The organism is Haemophilus haemolyticus (assembly GCF_001679045.1).
GTDB classification, from domain to species: domain Bacteria; phylum Pseudomonadota; class Gammaproteobacteria; order Enterobacterales; family Pasteurellaceae; genus Haemophilus; species Haemophilus haemolyticus.
In genome coordinates this window covers 173,026-187,890 of sequence record NZ_LYCK01000013.1, presented here as the reverse complement: position 1 = coordinate 187,890, position 14,865 = coordinate 173,026, and the positions used below count along the sequence as shown (strand labels likewise).

The following is a 14,865-nucleotide window of genomic DNA, read 5'->3' as shown; positions in this document are numbered from 1 at the left end:
GTAATTAACCTTTCTGTACGTTATATGCTTCCAATGCACGTAAAGAATAAGTATAAGCAGCGCCTGCATTTAATGCGATAGACATTGCTAATGCTGCAGCCACTTCAGCTTCGCTCGCGCCCGCTTTTACAGCTTCTTCTGCGTGTACGCTAATGCAGCTTTCGCAACGAGTTGTTACAGCAACTGCTAATGCGATAAGTTCACGAGTTTTAGCATCAAGCACATTGCCTTCTGCCGCTGCTGCGCCTAATGCTTGGTAAGCTTGTAACATTTTTGGATATTGTTTACCTAACGCACCAAATGATTTTTTAACGTGTGATGTTTCTTCTTTCCAATCTGCAAACATAATGTTCTCCTAAATATATTTAATTAATAACGAACTGGTGTGGCAAATTATAGGCAGATTGGATTATGATACTTGCTTATTTATCTCAATTTTTATCGCTAACATCTCATTATGGATTATTTAGATAAACTCACCCATTTAGCACAAGTGCGTGGGGAAATTAATATTCGCTGTGAATTTCAAGGTGAATGGCAAGTTGCCCATCAAGAAAAAGATGCAGGAAAAGGCGTATTCCATCTTATTGAACAAGGCGAATGCTGGCTTACACTCGGGCAAAAGCAATTTCATTTAAAGGAAGGCGATATCTTTTTCCTTCCCCAAAATCAACCTCACTTTATGCGTCATTCGTCCAATCAAACAAAAGACGCATCATTGAAAAAAAGCTGGCAAGGTGCATTTGAATTATATCAAGTAGGGCAAGGTACACCAGATTTAAAAATGTTCTGCGGGGCGTTTTATTATCAGCAAGATGCACTCCTCACTGCTTCTATGCCTGAATATTTGCATCTCAATTTATGTGATACACCGATTCATCCGTTGGTTCAGCTTTTTCTACAAGAAGCACAAAAAAACGATGCAGGAACAAAATCAGTCGTCGATGCACTTTCGAATGTGCTTTTAATTTATATTTTACGCCATGCGATTCAAGAGAACTTAATTACAGGCGGTGTGCTACTCGCGTTGCAAGACAAGCGATTAAATGCGGTGCTAGGTGCGATATTACAACGACCTCAAGAAGATTGGCGAATTGAACAATTAGCCGAACTTTCGGCAATGTCTCGAGCAAACTTTATTCGTGTTTTTCAACAACAACTGGGTATGTCGCCAGGGCGTTTTATTACTCAAGTGCGGTTACAATCGGCAGCATTTTTATTAAAGCAATCCCAACAATCTGTGCTTGCCATTGCTTTAGAGGTAGGGTATCAATCGGAAGCGCATTTTAGTAAAGCCTTCAAGAATTACTACCAACTTTCACCAAGCCAATACAGAAAATCTGCCAGCCTATAAATTGGAGAATTTTTGCGCTATAATCGCCAAGTTTTTTGAAAGGCAACATCTGTTGCCTTTTCTTTTTAAGGAAAAGATATGTTTAACAAAATTTTTTCGTGGTTTGAGAACCGTTTAAATCCTTATCCGGAAGGTAATCCAACAACACCTAAAAAAGGTTTATTGCGCTTTATTTGGTCTAGCATTGAAGGAATGAAAGGCTGGATTCTCTTACTGACAGTGCTAACGGTTGGTACTGGTGTAATGGAAGCCGTATTATTCCAATTTATGGGAACGCTTGTAGATTGGTTAGGGACATTTACGCCTGAGACATTATGGCAAGAAAAAGGCCATTTATTAATTGGCATGGCTGCTCTATTACTTGTTAGCATCGTGTGGGGATTTTTAGCCTCTACCGTACGTTTACAAACCCTACAAGGCGTATTTCCAATGCGATTACGTTGGAATTTCCATCGTTTAATGCTTGGGCAAAGTTTGAGTTTTTATCAAGATGAATTTGCCGGCAGAGTGTCTGCCAAAGTAATGCAAACCGCACTTGCTGTTCGTGATACAGTGCTCACACTTGCGGATATGTTTGTATATGTCATCGTATATTTTATTACATCAGGATTAGTTCTCGCAGCATTAGATTCTTGGTTCTTACTGCCATTTATTGCTTGGATTACGATTTTTGTTTTTATCCTACGAACCCTCATTCCTAAATTATCAAAGACAGCTCAACGACAAGCGGATGCTCGTTCTTTAATGACAGGACGCATTACAGATGCTTATTCCAATATTGCCACAGTAAAATTATTCTCTCATGGTTCGCGTGAGGCCGCTTATGCCAAACGTTCTATGGAAGATTTTATGGTCACAGTACACGCTCAAATGCGCCTAGCAACATCACTGGACACGCTCACTTATGCAGCTAATATTTTACTTACACTAAGCACAGCCTTACTCGGAATTATTTTATGGAAAAGTGGTCAAGTTGGCGTGGGTGCAATAGCAACAGCAACCGCAATGGCATTACGAGTCAATGGGCTGTCTCGATGGATTATGTGGGAGTCTGCCCGTTTGTTTGAGAATATCGGAACCGTAAACGATGGAATGAATACTTTAACCAAACCTCACACTATTGTAGATAAACCTCAAGCATCGCCGTTACAAGTGACACAAGGGGAAATTAAGTTTAACGACATTACCTTTGCTTATGATCCGACAAAACCATTACTCAATCATTTCAATCTCACCATCAAACCTGGTGAAAAAGTCGGACTGATCGGCCGTTCTGGTGCAGGAAAATCTACGATTGTAAACTTATTGCTTCGCTTCTATGAAGCACAACAAGGCGCGATTACCATTGATGGGCAAGATGTTCTAGATGTGCAACAAGAAAGCCTACGCCGCCAAATCGGTTTAGTGACTCAAGACACTTCACTGCTGCATCGATCTGTTCGTGACAATATTATTTATGGCCGCCCTAATGCCACAGATGAAGAGATGATTTTAGCTGCTGAACGGGCGGAAGCCGCTGATTTCATTCCATTTCTCACTGATGCTCAAGGCAGAAAAGGCTACGATGCCCATGTGGGTGAAAGAGGTGTCAAACTTTCAGGTGGTCAGCGTCAGCGCATTGCTATTGCTCGTGTCATGTTAAAAGATGCACCAATTCTATTGTTAGATGAAGCCACAAGCGCATTGGATTCGGAAGTGGAAGTGGCGATACAAGAAAGTCTCGATAAGATGATGGAAAATAAAACAGTGATTGCCATTGCTCATCGTTTATCCACCATCGCAGCGATGGATCGCCTGATTGTGCTTGATAAAGGACAAATTGTTGAACAAGGTACCCATGCTGAATTACTGGCGCGTAATGGTCTGTACGCTAAACTTTGGAATCATCAAAGTGGCGGATTTTTAAGTGAACATGCTGAATAATATTACTTTTCCGCTATGAGATAAAATCCATATAAAAAGGCACGCGTATAAAAAATATGCGTGCCTTTTATCATCATACTTTTAACTAGATTTATAACTTACTTTTTAATACTTTCAATGCTCGTGCACGATGAGAAATTTTTTTCTTCTCAGCTGTTTCTAATTCAGCAAATGTGCAACCTTGTTCTGGGCTAAAGAATAAACTGTCATAACCAAAACCATTTTCACCTTTTTCTTCAAAACCAATCACACCATGACACTCACCTTCGGCAATAATTGGCGATGGATCCGTTGGATGCTGTAAAAACACGATACAGCTCACAAATTTGGCTTGGCGTTTATCTTGTGCAACATGAGCAAGCTCTGCCAATAATTTCTCACGGTTTTTAGCATCATTTCCCTCTTCACCAGCATAACGTGCAGAATACAGTCCTGGCGCACCATTAAGTGCGGAAACCACCAAGCCTGAATCATCCGCAATAGCAGGTAAACCCGATTTTTCTGAGGCATAGCGCGCTTTTAATAACGCATTCTCAACAAAAGTTAAGCCTGTTTCTTCTGGGCTTTCAATGTCTAAATCTGTTTGCGCAATCACTTCAAAACCAAAATCAGACAAGACATCAGCCATTTCTTTCACTTTGCCTTTATTGCCTGTAGCAAGTACGATTTTTTGTTTCATAATCAATCCTTTTATTGATAATAAGCTGCCGTTAAATCAGCCCAGTTTTGCTTGGTAAATTGAATATTCATTCGTCCAACTTCTTTTTCGAAGGAACGTTTTAAACGGTTCAGATTTTGTGCTTTCCAAAAATCTCCAGATTTTTCACCGCACTTATCAAAATCGAGTAACCAACATTTTTGCCCCTGTTCAGTTTGTTGAAGCAAAATATTGTGTGCATTCAAGTCCGTATGGCAAATCTGTAAATCATGTAGTTTTCGAATCAAACGACCAATTTGCATCCAAGTTTCTTTTGGCAATGTTTGTGTTTGTAAAAGTACAGTTAAATCCTGCGCATTTTCGATTTTTTCCGTCAAAATATCCGCTTGATAGCAAATACCTAACTTGCCTTTTTGAATACGTGCGGCAATCGGTTTAGGCACAGGTAAACCCGCTTCATACAAATGTTGCAACAAATGAAACTCAGCAAAACTACGGGTAGTTTCAAGAGCAGAAAAACGATAACGATCTTTGTTCAGTTTACCCCAAAGTCCACCGCGATAATAATGACGCAACGCACAATTTACGCCAAACCAATCTTCAGTTTGCAAGAAATAAGTGGTGCCTCGACCTTTTGCACTGCCTATCACTCGTTCTTGTTTTTGCCAAAATTCCACTTGGAAAAACTCGTTTGCTTGCTCAAAAGTGCGGTCAAAATTAAAGATAAAATATTGGTTATCTTGTTGGAATTGGTGCATGGGAATGTTGTTATGAATAGAAAATGGACTCATTCTACTTTAAAATAGGCGCAAGTTAAATGAGAAAGGAATGCCAATGCCACTTTTTACCGAAGCTCCAAAATCCCTTTGTATTCTCCGATTGTCAGCTGTAGGCGATGTCTGTCATGCCTTAGCTGTGGTTCAGCGCATTCAGGCATATTATCCCCAAACAGAAATTACTTGGATTGTAGGCAAAACCGAAATGGGTTTTCTTTCAGGTATTCCTCATATTACGCTCATTCCTTACGATAAAAAAGCGGGATGGAAAGGCGTTTTATCACTCTGGAAAAAACTAAAAAACAAACAGTTTGATGCCCTATTAAATATGCAAACAGCATTTCGTGCATCAATCCTTTCTTTAGGAATTAAAGCAAAATTCAAAATTGGATTTGGAGAAAAACGTTCTCGAGAAGGACAATGGCTATTTGTAAATCGTCGTATCACAGATCCCTCATCGCCCCACGTATTAGATGGATTTATGGCTTTCGCTGAATATATTGGCGTGCCGAAATCAGAACCGAAATGGGAATTAGCTATCTCAGAAGATGATTATAAATTTGCCGATCAATTTATTGATTTTTCTCGTAAAAATTTATTAATTTCCCCTTGTTCTAGCAAAGCAGAAAAAGATTGGCTAATCGAACGTTATGCAGAGGTTGCCAATATTGCCTATCAGCATAATATCAATGTAATTTTCTGCAGTTCGCCAGCCAAACGTGAATTAGAAATAGTCGAAAAAATTACCGCTCTTTGCCATTTCACGCCAACCAATGTTGCAGGAAAAACAAACCTAAAACAGCTTACTGCTTTAATTTCTAAGGTTGATCTGGTGCTTTCGCCAGATTCTGGCCCTGCCCATATTGCGACAACACAAGGAACACCTGTTATTGGCTTGTATGCCTATCACAATCCTTTTCGGACTGCACCTTATAATAATTTAAATAACGTGGTATCTATATATGAAGAAAATGCCCAAAAAGAATTTGACAAACCGTCTTCTGAACTACCTTGGGCAACGAAACTAAAAGGGAAAAATTTGATGGCACAGATTCAAGTCGAACCCGTCATTGAACAAATGAAAAAATTGGGATTATTCTAAAGAAAAAAGCTCAGCTAATGCTGAGCTTTTATTTATCTTGCAATCAAGTTACTAATTGCTTGGTAAATTCTCGTTGCTGAATCGCCAGACAATGCTTTGCCTTTTTCATCAGAAATGACAACGGAGCTTTGTCTGCCATGATCAGAAATTTGCATTTGGTAAGTACCGTTTTCAAGTTCTGGAAGTTCAGTACCCATACGCAACCAATCTTCTTTTTTTAATGCTGAATATTTTAATTCACGATACCCTTTACCTGCAGTTTCAGATTTGATTGCAAAACCTACTTTAGGTAAAGCTCCACCTAATTTTTCCCATGCCTGACCAAAATTAACATTCATCGCTAATGCAGTTTGCCCATTCAAATCCTGAATAATTTGCGAAGCTACCGCTCCCACAGATGCACTAGATAAATCTTGTTGCTGTTTGTTGTAAGCAGAAGTTAATGCAGACACAATGCGGTTTAAGCGTTCAGACGTATAACGTTGCTTATCAGATACACTTGGAGTGAAAATCACGCCATCACGACGCATTTGCAAAACAGATACTGCTAGTGCACTCGCATCTTGAGCCATAACTTGTTCTACTTGATATTTAATCTCAGTGCCCGATTTATCACCAATTCGTCCTGTTGGCGCCCAGTCCGTCGTTAAAATCGCACCATTCGTCGTTGATGAAATACCGTCTTCTTTTAATAAGCGTTCAACTTGTTGAAGGTTATATACACTTGCTTGCTGTTCTGGATACACGATCAATGCTCGTTCACCATCGAATTGTGTTAATGAATTTTCAATAATCGCTAATGGTGTTGATGGAGGACGAATATCAATATTTTCTCCCTTTTTCACAGCAATATTAGGCAACGCATAAGTATCGTCTGCTTTTGGTAGCATTACGCCACCACTCGCCAACGGTGAAAATCCAGGGATAGAAGCCTCTGATTTTTGGAAAGAATCATTAGCAGTCTTTAATGCTTCAGGATCAGACGAACAGCCAGCCAATACGATAACCGCTGCTAAACTCAACATTATTTTTTTCATATTTGAACCTTAACTAAATTGAAAACTTTATGAATTTTGACCGCACTTCGACAGCCTATAATGTAAAAAGTTTAGGGGTAATGACTTACCCCTGATTTTTATAATAATCCTGCGATTTTCAATGCTTCTTCTACTTTTGGTTGAACCTCTTCGCTTAACACCGTCAATGGCAAGCGTAAGTGTGCTGACTTAATTAAACCTAAACGATAAGCCGCCCATTTCACAGGAATTGGGTTCGATTCGATAAATAGATCATGATGTAAACGCATTAAGCGAGCATTAATTTCTTCGGCTTTAGCAAAATCTCCCACAAGGGCATAGCGACACATATCAGCCATATCTTTTGGTGCTAAGTTATTCGTTACAGAAATCACGCCTTCTGCGCCAAGTTTCATCGCATCCAAACTCGTTGCATCATCACCACTTAAAACGATGAAATCCTTGCCTGCTAGTTCTTTAATTTTAGTTACACGACTGATATCTCCAGTTGCTTCTTTAATACCAACAATGTTGTTGATTTTTGCTAAACGAGCAACCGTTTCTGGCTTCATATCGCTACCGGTACGACCTGGTACGTTATAAAGAATTTGCGGTAAATCTGTACATTCGGCAATGGCTTTAAAATGCTGGAAGATTCCTTCTTGAGTTGGTTTATTGTAGTAAGGTACAACGGATAAACAACCCGCAACGCCGCTATCGCGTAATAATTTTGTCATTGTAATTGCTTCGCTCGTCGCATTTGCGCCTGCACCAGCAATCACAGGAATACGACCTTTGGCAAATTCAACCGTCTTCTCAATAACCTTTACATTTTCTTCAATACTTAATGTTGCTGATTCACCTGTTGTTCCCACAGAAACAAGCGCATTAGAGCCTGCCTCAATGTGATATTCCACCAATTTTTCTAAACAAGCGAAATCTACTTCGCCGTAATTATTCATCGGTGTAACAAGTGCAACAATACTGCCTGAAAATAAAGGATTTTGTGCTGACATAAAACCTCCGTTAGTTTTTTAATTTTATTATTTGGTATAGCTCGTTATAGTCGCTAAAATGACTTGAATTTGCAAATATTTTTTCATCAAAGGAGCTTTTTATGAATCCATTATCCGTTGGTAGCCAAGCACCCATTTTTACGTTATTAAATCAGCAAGAACAACCTGTTTCTTTAAATGATTTTCGCGGTAAAAAAGTGTTAGTCTATTTTTACCCGAAAGCACTCACGCCTGGCTGCACAACGCAAGCATGCGGATTGCGTGATAGTAAATCAGAATTAGATGAATTAGGCTTAGTTGTACTTGGCATTAGCCCTGATACACCGAAAAAATTAGCTCAGTTTATTGAGAAAAAAGCCCTTAATTTCACACTACTTTCCGATCCTGATCACGAAATTGCAGAACAATTTGGTGTATGGGGGGAGAAAAAATTCATGGGTAAAACTTACAATGGTATTCACCGAATTAGTTTTTTAATTGATGAAAACGGAAAAATTATTCACGTATTTGATAAATTCAAAACAACAGAACATCATCAAGTTATCGTAGATTATCTTCGATCCCTATAACCCTTCAAAAATTACCGCACTTTTCTATATAAAGTGCGGTAAAAATTCATTATTTTTTCAGTTCGATATTTACGCATTATTCCGCCTTTGCTAGAATTTATCTTGATTGAAATTCATTCTCAATTATATTCCCAAGATATTTCTCAAATAATAAGGACAGAAAAAAATGATGCAGCTTTTTGATTTTTTACAACAGTATAGTGACTACTTTATCATCGGTTTATTATTACTGATGAGCATTATTATGCTAGCCATGGTAATTGAACGTTATCTTTTCTTAAGAAAGGTAAACGTCGCACATTATTCCACCATTCACGCATTAGATATCGATTTAAATCGCAATATGACCGTAATCTCCACCATTGGCGCAAATGCACCATATGTTGGTTTGCTTGGTACAGTTATCGGGATTTTATTAACGTTTTATCAAATCGGTCATGGCGGTGGCGAAATTGACACTGGCGTCATTATGATGCACTTATCTTTAGCATTAAAAGCGACAGCATTAGGTATTCTTGTGGCTATTCCATCGATGGTGTTTTATAACGGTTTAGGTCGTAAAGTTGAAGTTAATCGTTTGAAATGGAAAGTGTTAAACGAACAAAAAGATAAGGAATAGTCCGTGAAAAAATTCGATGAAATCAACATTATCCCTTTCATTGATATTATGTTGGTGTTACTTGCTGTGGTACTTATCACTGCGTCTTTTATCTCTCAAGGTAAAATTCAAGTTAACGTGCCTAAAGCCAGTACAGCCGTTGCATTTAAAGCTGATGAGCTTGCTAAATTATTGACTGTGACAGCAGATAAACAACTCTATTTCAATGATAGACCTATTACACAAGAAGCCCTAGAAGCAGAAATTGCCCAATGGAATAAAGATCAAAAAGTCACATTAAAAATTGATGCTGAAGCCTCTTTCCAAGATTTTGTGACCATTACAGATATGCTCTCTAAAAATGAGATCAAAAATGTAGCTATTGTTTCTATGAAAGATAAGGGTAAAAGTGCGGGTAAAAATCCTCAAGAATCTGTACCCGCTCAATCTGTGCCAACGACGCCTTAAGGAATAATTATGCAGCAAACAAAACGTTCGCTATTAGGTTTGCTTATTTCTTTGATCGTGCACAGCATTGTTGTAGGGTTAATCTTATGGAGTTGGAATAAGCCAAGTGATAGCGCCAATAACGCTCCAGGCGACATATCCACAAGTATTTCCATGGAAATGGTGCAAGGCATGGTGATGGAAGAACCTGCTACTGAGCCAGAAAATGTACAAAAAGAGCCAGAACCAGAAAAACAAGAGGTTGTGGAAGATCCAACGGTGAAACCTGAGCCACAAAAAATCAAAGAACCGGAAAAAGAAAAGCCAAAACCAAAAGAAAAACCTAAAGAAAAGCCAAAGGATAAACCGAAAAAAGACGTTAAACCACAGGAAAAACCAATCAATAAAGATCTACCAAAAGGTGATAAAAACATTGATTCAAGTGCAAACGTGAATGCTAAAGCGACCACAACTGGCGCCACCAATAGCAATGCACAAGTAGCAGGTAGTGGAACAGACACGAGCGAAATGGCAGCCTATCGCTCCGCAATTCGTCGTGAAATTGAACGTCATAAACGTTACCCTACTCGCGCAAAAATGATGCGTAAGCAAGGTAAAGTCAGCGTATCCTTCAATGTAGGTCCTGATGGCTCACTAAGTGGTGCTCGCGTCACTCAATCATCAGGTGATGAAAGCCTAGATAATGCAGCATTAGAAGCAGTTAACAGCGCAAGACCTGTCGGTGCAAGACCTTCAGGGTTCCCTTCTGGGTTAAATGTGCCGATTAGTTTCACACTTCAATAAAAAAAGTGCGGTTAATTCTCTTTGAGTTTAACCGCACTTTTCTTTGGCTAGATTTAATTAAGCTACTCGATTACCTAAGGTACCATCATCAATCGCTTCTTTCGGAGTACCTACCACTTCAGCAATTTTGTCCCCGTTCTTGAAAAATACAAATCCACCATTTTCCATTTTTGTCCAATTTTCATCTTTGGTTAATGGAAAGGTTGTAATGATATTCACTTTATCGCCTTCCTTTGCATAATCACTAAAATCAATGACACCATCATCATCAATTCTGTGCGCTTTACCAAAAGGGGCTTGTCGCATGACATAATGTAAATTCGTTGAGCAATGAGCTATCATCCATTCGCCATTAGACAGAATAAAATTGAATGTGCCGTGTTGAGCAAGCTCTTTTGTTACTTTTTGAATAGCCTCAAAAATTTCCATTTCACTCGGTTTTTTACGAAAAGTATTTTTAAGATATTCCGCCATATAACAAAAAGCAGCTTCAGAATCTGTAGAACCTATTGGCTGCAAAAAATGTTCTGTCATATCTGGTAGGTTTTTCAAATTACCATTATGCGCAAAAACCCAGTTTTGCCCCCAAATTTCACGAATAAATGGGTGAGTATTTTCAATATTCACTTCACCCTGAGTCGCCTTACGAATATGTGCAATGACATTCAAAGACTTGATTTTATATTGCTTCACACAATCAGCGATGGGAGAAAGGCTAGCAGCTTGATTGTCGCGAAAAATACGTACTCCACGCCCTTCAAAAAAAGCGATTCCAAAGCCATCTGAATGACAATCAGTTAAACCAGCACGACGACGAAAACCTTCAAAAGAAAAGACAATATCCGTCGGCGTATTACAATTCATTCCGAGTAATTGACACATAATTTAAATAAGATATAACCTCACAATATATGAGTGATTTAACACCATTATGAAAGGAATATCAATAGAGATTCTATGGATTTTTCATGTTATGTAGGTATTAGATCTCTCCGAAATAATTCTTTTAGTTAACACAGTATTTTCCAGAAATCATTACCGATTATTTCTAATGAGAGTCCTATTCAAAAAATAAGATTTATAATTAAAGTAATAAATATTGATAAAAGAAATTAATCTAAGGAAATTTAAAGGGTATAGAAAGGGAAAATGGTCCCCCCTGCCGGACTTGAACCAGCGACCAAGCGATTATGAGTCGCCTGCTCTAACCGACTGAGCTAAGGGGGGAAAGTGCGGTGATTATAGAGAAATAATCACTTGAAGTCTATAAAAGAAGGGATGATTGATGAAAAATCAATCATCCCTTTTTATCATTATTGAAGCACTGAAATATCAGCTACTTGTAAGAATAACCCTTGAAGTGTGTTCAATATCGCCAAACGGTTTTGGCGTAATGCTGGATCTTCAGCATTTACCATTACGTTATCAAAGAAACTGTCTACCGGTGCGCGTAAGTTCGCTAATTTATCTAATACTGCTGTGTAATCACCTTGTGCGATAAGCGGTTGTACTTCAGTGCGTAATGTAAGTACTGCTTCAGCAAGGACTTTTTCTGCTGGTTCTACGCAAGCGGTCAAATTGATTTCGCCAATTGCAGCATCCGCTTTCGCTAAGATGTTGCTTACACGTTTGTTTGCTGCTGCTAGCGCTTCTGCTGAATCTAAAGTACGGAAGTGTGATACCGCACGCACGCGCGCATCAAAATCAGCCGGACGAGTTGGACGACGCGCTAATACGGCTTGAATCACATCTACCGCAATGCCTTCATCTTGATACCATGCACGGAAACGGCCTAGCATGAAGTCCACCACATCAGCAACCACATTTTGATTGGTGAGTTTATCACCGAAAAGTGCGGCTGATTTTTTCACTAAATCTTCCAAATCCAGCGGTAAGTTTTTCTCAACGATAATACGCAATGCACCTAATGCTGCACGGCGTAATGCGAACGGGTCTGCACTGCCTTTCGGAGCTTGCCCAATGCCAAAGATCCCCGTTAAGGTGTCAAATTTATCCGCTAAAGCGACCGCACTTGCTACCAAAGATTTAGGTAATTCATCACCCGCAAAGCGTGGCATATATTGCTCATTTAATGCTACTGCCACTTCTTCATCTTCACCATCATGACGAGCATAGTGCATGCCCATTACGCCTTGCGTATCGGTGAATTCGAATACCATGTTGGTCATCAAGTCACATTTTGATAGTAAGCCCGCACGTTTTGCTTTCGCTTCATCTGCACCGATTTGTTTTGCAATTTCGCCTGCAAGTTGCTCAATGCGATCAGTTTTATCTTTCAATGTACCCAATTGTTGTTGGAACAACACGGTTTCTAAACGTGGTAAACGATCAACCAGTTTTTGTTTTAAGTCGGTTTTGAAGAAGAATTCCGCATCGGTTAAACGAGGACGAACCACTTTTTCGTTCCCTTCGATAATCGCGGTTGGATCTTCTGGGTTGATGTTCGATACGAAAATAAAGTGCGGTAATAATTTGCAGTCTTTGTCATAAATTGGGAAATATTTTTGGTCGCCTTTCATAGTGTAAACCAGTGCTTCCGCAGGCACTGCTAAGAAACGTTCCTCGAATTTTGCCGCTAATACGTTTGGATATTCCACCAACGAAGTCACTTCTTCAAGTAATCTTTCTTCAATATCAGCCACGCCGCCAAGTGCGGTCGCTTTTGCTTGAGATTTTGCAAGAATTTCTGCTTTACGCTCGTTGAAGTCCGCTACCACAGACCCTTTTTCACGTAATAATTGCGGATATTGATCGGCATGTTGAATTTCAAATTCTTTCTCGCCTAAGAAACGGTGACCTCGAATAGTACGCGCACTTGCTACACCTAAAATTTCGCCTTCAATTAACTCATCACCTAACAACATAGTCACGGTGTGAACTGGACGAATAAATTGCACGGTTTTGTCCGCCCAACGCATTGGTTTTGGAATTGGCAATTTTGCTAAGGCATTAGCCACAATGTCGTTTAGCAAGTTTTTGGTCGGCTGACCTTCAATTTTTGCACGATGAACTAACCATTCGCCTTTATCAGTTGCAATGCGTTCTGCTTGATCAACGGTAATTCCACAACCACGCGCCCAGCCTTCTGCCGCTTTAGTTGGTTTACCTTCTGCATCAAAGGCTGCAGATACTGCTGGCCCGCGTTTTTCGATCTCTTTGCTCGGTTGCTGTGTTGCTAAGTTTAATACTTTTACCGCCAAACGACGCGGCGCCGCAAACCATTCGATCTTGTCGAAGGTTAAACCCGCTTGGTTCAATTCCGCTTCAACGTTATCCGCAAAAGAGGTCGCTAATGTTTTGAGAGCTTTTGGTGGCAGCTCTTCTGTGCCGATTTCTACTAGGAAGTTTTGGGTTGTCATTTTGGAGTCTCTATGTAAACATAATTTATATCATTATAAATATTAAGGCTTTAAACCAAATACTAATGCAAATGGTACCCAAACTGGCATTGTTAAAATAAATAACAATTGACCGTTACCAGTTTCAAAAAAAGGTCTTTTGTCAGTTACTACTATTGGTAGTGGGGTATCTAATTTATATTCATCAGTTAAATTATTTAAACCATAAAAAGTCTCAGCATCAGCTAAGAATGTTACTTTTATATATTGTTTTTCATAAGCTTCAGATTGATATACTTTTTTTAATTTGATTAAGTCATCATCACTTAATAGATTTTTATCAATAAAAAGTGAGTATATAAACTCATTAGAACTTTGCGTTAGTATTTGCAGGTTTAAAGCTTGTTTAGATACTTTATAATGGTAACTATCATAAAATTCTTTAAATTGTTGTATTGTTTTCTTATCTTTGCTCTTTAAATGATACAGTTTTTCATTTATCTGAACATGAATAGAATTATCAAAAAAACGTATATGTGTTATTTGTTTTTGAACAACGGAATTACTATTCGTACAACCTATTATTAACAATACGCAAATAAAAATTATTGAATATGGTTTCTTAATCATCTTTTATATTTCTCTGTTTTCACTTCTGCCAAATCTCCCCTACCCCTCTTTGCTAAAGAGGGGATTGGATCTTTGGAGAATTAAATATTTATGTTCTACTTTAACGTTTTTTGAAAGCAGATAATTTAATCTCTATTGAAATTAAAATGTAAATGAGTCAGTTACTATCAATTTACTCAAGAAATCCCCCTCTTTAGCAAAGAGGGGTAGGGGAGATTTGGCACAAGTTAATCCAACCTCATACTCAATCAGCCCTTACATTCTCTAAAAACAAATAAATCTTCTCTACTACCGCTTCAATTTCACGCATTACTTCATCATTGCTAAATCTCATCACCGTAAAACCAAGTGAATTTAATTCTGCATCTCGCAATGCGTCTTTTTCCTGATAATCAGGTTCATAGTGCTGACTACCGTCTAATTCGATAATCAGCTTTGCTTTTGCACAATAAAAATCAACGATATAACTTAAAAGTGGCTTTTGTCGATTAAATCGAAATCCTAATAATTGATCTCGATTGATGCGTTGCCATAGTTTTCTTTCCGCATCCGTTTGATCCACTCGCAATTTCTGCGAATTCTCTTTTAAGTATTTTTCATAGGGTTGCATAAA

The 14,865-nt window shown here is 38.7% G+C and carries 16 protein-coding genes and 1 tRNA gene; 7 read left to right on the top strand and 10 right to left on the bottom strand.

The window, feature by feature from the left end; all coding sequences use genetic code 11:
* Nucleotides 1–4 precede the first annotated feature (4 nt).
* Nucleotides 5–346 carry a carboxymuconolactone decarboxylase family protein gene (locus A8M50_RS06590; RefSeq protein WP_005627672.1) on the bottom strand — a complete coding sequence of 114 codons (342 nt, stop codon included), beginning with the start codon at nucleotides 344–346 and terminating at the stop codon, nucleotides 5–7.
* A gap of 111 nt (nucleotides 347–457) precedes the next feature.
* On the opposite strand from A8M50_RS06590, the gene A8M50_RS06585 reads away from it, so the two are divergent.
* A complete protein-coding gene (locus A8M50_RS06585) occupies nucleotides 458–1,354 on the top strand; it encodes a cupin domain-containing protein (RefSeq protein WP_005644358.1) in 897 nt (298 codons plus the stop codon).
* Nucleotides 1,355–1,432: 78 nt separating this feature from the next.
* Nucleotides 1,433–3,277 (top strand): ABC transporter ATP-binding protein, encoded by a 1,845-nt coding sequence (locus tag A8M50_RS06580; RefSeq protein WP_005644345.1) that lies wholly within the window; start codon nucleotides 1,433–1,435, stop codon nucleotides 3,275–3,277.
* Nucleotides 3,278–3,368: 91 nt separating this feature from the next.
* Here the strand turns inward: A8M50_RS06580 and rdgB are convergent, their stop codons facing one another.
* Both rdgB and A8M50_RS06570 read right to left on the bottom strand, forming a co-directional pair.
* Nucleotides 3,369–3,956, bottom strand: coding sequence for an RdgB/HAM1 family non-canonical purine NTP pyrophosphatase (rdgB, locus tag A8M50_RS06575; RefSeq protein WP_005644308.1), 588 nt, complete (start codon nucleotides 3,954–3,956; stop codon nucleotides 3,369–3,371).
* A gap of 11 nt (nucleotides 3,957–3,967) precedes the next feature.
* Nucleotides 3,968–4,693 carry a 3-deoxy-D-manno-octulosonic acid kinase gene (locus tag A8M50_RS06570; RefSeq protein ID WP_032826470.1) on the bottom strand — a complete coding sequence of 242 codons (726 nt, stop codon included), beginning with the start codon at nucleotides 4,691–4,693 and terminating at the stop codon, nucleotides 3,968–3,970.
* 76 nt (nucleotides 4,694–4,769) lie between these two features.
* Between A8M50_RS06570 and A8M50_RS06565 the strand changes: the two genes are divergently transcribed.
* A complete protein-coding gene (locus tag A8M50_RS06565) occupies nucleotides 4,770–5,813 on the top strand; it encodes a glycosyltransferase family 9 protein (protein ID WP_005644570.1) in 1,044 nt (347 codons plus the stop codon).
* A gap of 32 nt (nucleotides 5,814–5,845) precedes the next feature.
* Here the strand turns inward: A8M50_RS06565 and bamC are convergent, their stop codons facing one another.
* Nucleotides 5,846–6,850, bottom strand: coding sequence for an NlpB/DapX family lipoprotein (bamC, locus tag A8M50_RS06560; RefSeq protein WP_005644493.1), 1,005 nt, complete (start codon nucleotides 6,848–6,850; stop codon nucleotides 5,846–5,848).
* A 98-nt stretch (nucleotides 6,851–6,948) separates the two neighbouring features.
* Complete coding sequence (gene dapA, locus A8M50_RS06555) at nucleotides 6,949–7,845, bottom strand: 4-hydroxy-tetrahydrodipicolinate synthase (protein WP_005644398.1); 897 nt, start codon at nucleotides 7,843–7,845, stop codon at nucleotides 6,949–6,951.
* 101 nt (nucleotides 7,846–7,946) lie between these two features.
* On the opposite strand from dapA, the gene bcp reads away from it, so the two are divergent.
* The 4 genes from bcp (at nucleotide 7,947) to tolA (ending at nucleotide 10,263) form a co-directional block, all read left to right on the top strand.
* Entirely contained in the window at nucleotides 7,947–8,414 is a 468-nt protein-coding gene (bcp, locus tag A8M50_RS06550; protein ID WP_005644595.1) for a thioredoxin-dependent thiol peroxidase, read from the top strand.
* Between the two features lie 166 nt (nucleotides 8,415–8,580).
* Nucleotides 8,581–9,033, top strand: coding sequence for a TonB-system energizer ExbB (gene exbB, locus A8M50_RS06545; protein WP_005627854.1), 453 nt, complete (start codon nucleotides 8,581–8,583; stop codon nucleotides 9,031–9,033).
* Nucleotides 9,034–9,036: 3 nt separating this feature from the next.
* Complete coding sequence (exbD, locus tag A8M50_RS06540) at nucleotides 9,037–9,480, top strand: TonB system transport protein ExbD (RefSeq protein ID WP_005644614.1); 444 nt, start codon at nucleotides 9,037–9,039, stop codon at nucleotides 9,478–9,480.
* 9 nt (nucleotides 9,481–9,489) lie between these two features.
* Nucleotides 9,490–10,263 carry a cell envelope integrity protein TolA gene (tolA, locus tag A8M50_RS06535; RefSeq protein WP_005644459.1) on the top strand — a complete coding sequence of 258 codons (774 nt, stop codon included), beginning with the start codon at nucleotides 9,490–9,492 and terminating at the stop codon, nucleotides 10,261–10,263.
* Between the two features lie 57 nt (nucleotides 10,264–10,320).
* Here tolA and A8M50_RS06530 read toward each other — a convergent pair whose 3' ends face one another.
* The 5 genes from A8M50_RS06530 to A8M50_RS06510 form a co-directional block, all read right to left on the bottom strand.
* Nucleotides 10,321–11,145 carry a class II glutamine amidotransferase gene (locus A8M50_RS06530; protein ID WP_005644310.1) on the bottom strand — a complete coding sequence of 275 codons (825 nt, stop codon included), beginning with the start codon at nucleotides 11,143–11,145 and terminating at the stop codon, nucleotides 10,321–10,323.
* Between the two features lie 268 nt (nucleotides 11,146–11,413).
* Nucleotides 11,414–11,490: transfer RNA gene (locus tag A8M50_RS06525), tRNA-Ile, on the bottom strand.
* 86 nt (nucleotides 11,491–11,576) lie between these two features.
* A complete protein-coding gene (glyS, locus tag A8M50_RS06520) occupies nucleotides 11,577–13,643 on the bottom strand; it encodes a glycine--tRNA ligase subunit beta (RefSeq protein ID WP_005644524.1) in 2,067 nt (688 codons plus the stop codon).
* Between the two features lie 42 nt (nucleotides 13,644–13,685).
* On the bottom strand, nucleotides 13,686–14,252 hold the full coding sequence (locus A8M50_RS06515) for a hypothetical protein (protein ID WP_005644355.1): 567 nt from the start codon (nucleotides 14,250–14,252) through the stop codon (nucleotides 13,686–13,688).
* A gap of 244 nt (nucleotides 14,253–14,496) precedes the next feature.
* Nucleotides 14,497–14,862, bottom strand: coding sequence for an endonuclease domain-containing protein (locus tag A8M50_RS06510; RefSeq protein WP_005644426.1), 366 nt, complete (start codon nucleotides 14,860–14,862; stop codon nucleotides 14,497–14,499).
* Between the last annotated feature and the right edge of the window lie 3 nt (nucleotides 14,863–14,865).

Coding starts and splice junctions, on each gene's coding strand:
- exbB (WP_005627854.1), top strand. CDS start 8,581: ATGATGCAGCTTTTTGATTTTTTACAACAGTATAGTGACTACTTTATC.
- A8M50_RS06515 (WP_005644355.1), bottom strand. CDS start 14,252: ATGATTAAGAAACCATATTCAATAATTTTTATTTGCGTATTGTTAATA.
- A8M50_RS06565 (WP_005644570.1), top strand. CDS start 4,770: ATGCCACTTTTTACCGAAGCTCCAAAATCCCTTTGTATTCTCCGATTG.
- rdgB (WP_005644308.1), bottom strand. CDS start 3,956: ATGAAACAAAAAATCGTACTTGCTACAGGCAATAAAGGCAAAGTGAAA.
- bcp (WP_005644595.1), top strand. CDS start 7,947: ATGAATCCATTATCCGTTGGTAGCCAAGCACCCATTTTTACGTTATTA.
- A8M50_RS06585 (WP_005644358.1), top strand. CDS start 458: ATGGATTATTTAGATAAACTCACCCATTTAGCACAAGTGCGTGGGGAA.
- glyS (WP_005644524.1), bottom strand. CDS start 13,643: ATGACAACCCAAAACTTCCTAGTAGAAATCGGCACAGAAGAGCTGCCA.
- dapA (WP_005644398.1), bottom strand. CDS start 7,845: ATGTCAGCACAAAATCCTTTATTTTCAGGCAGTATTGTTGCACTTGTT.
- A8M50_RS06580 (WP_005644345.1), top strand. CDS start 1,433: ATGTTTAACAAAATTTTTTCGTGGTTTGAGAACCGTTTAAATCCTTAT.
- A8M50_RS06530 (WP_005644310.1), bottom strand. CDS start 11,145: ATGTGTCAATTACTCGGAATGAATTGTAATACGCCGACGGATATTGTC.
- A8M50_RS06510 (WP_005644426.1), bottom strand. CDS start 14,862: ATGCAACCCTATGAAAAATACTTAAAAGAGAATTCGCAGAAATTGCGA.
- A8M50_RS06570 (WP_032826470.1), bottom strand. CDS start 4,693: ATGCACCAATTCCAACAAGATAACCAATATTTTATCTTTAATTTTGAC.
- bamC (WP_005644493.1), bottom strand. CDS start 6,850: ATGAAAAAAATAATGTTGAGTTTAGCAGCGGTTATCGTATTGGCTGGC.
- A8M50_RS06590 (WP_005627672.1), bottom strand. CDS start 346: ATGTTTGCAGATTGGAAAGAAGAAACATCACACGTTAAAAAATCATTT.
- tolA (WP_005644459.1), top strand. CDS start 9,490: ATGCAGCAAACAAAACGTTCGCTATTAGGTTTGCTTATTTCTTTGATC.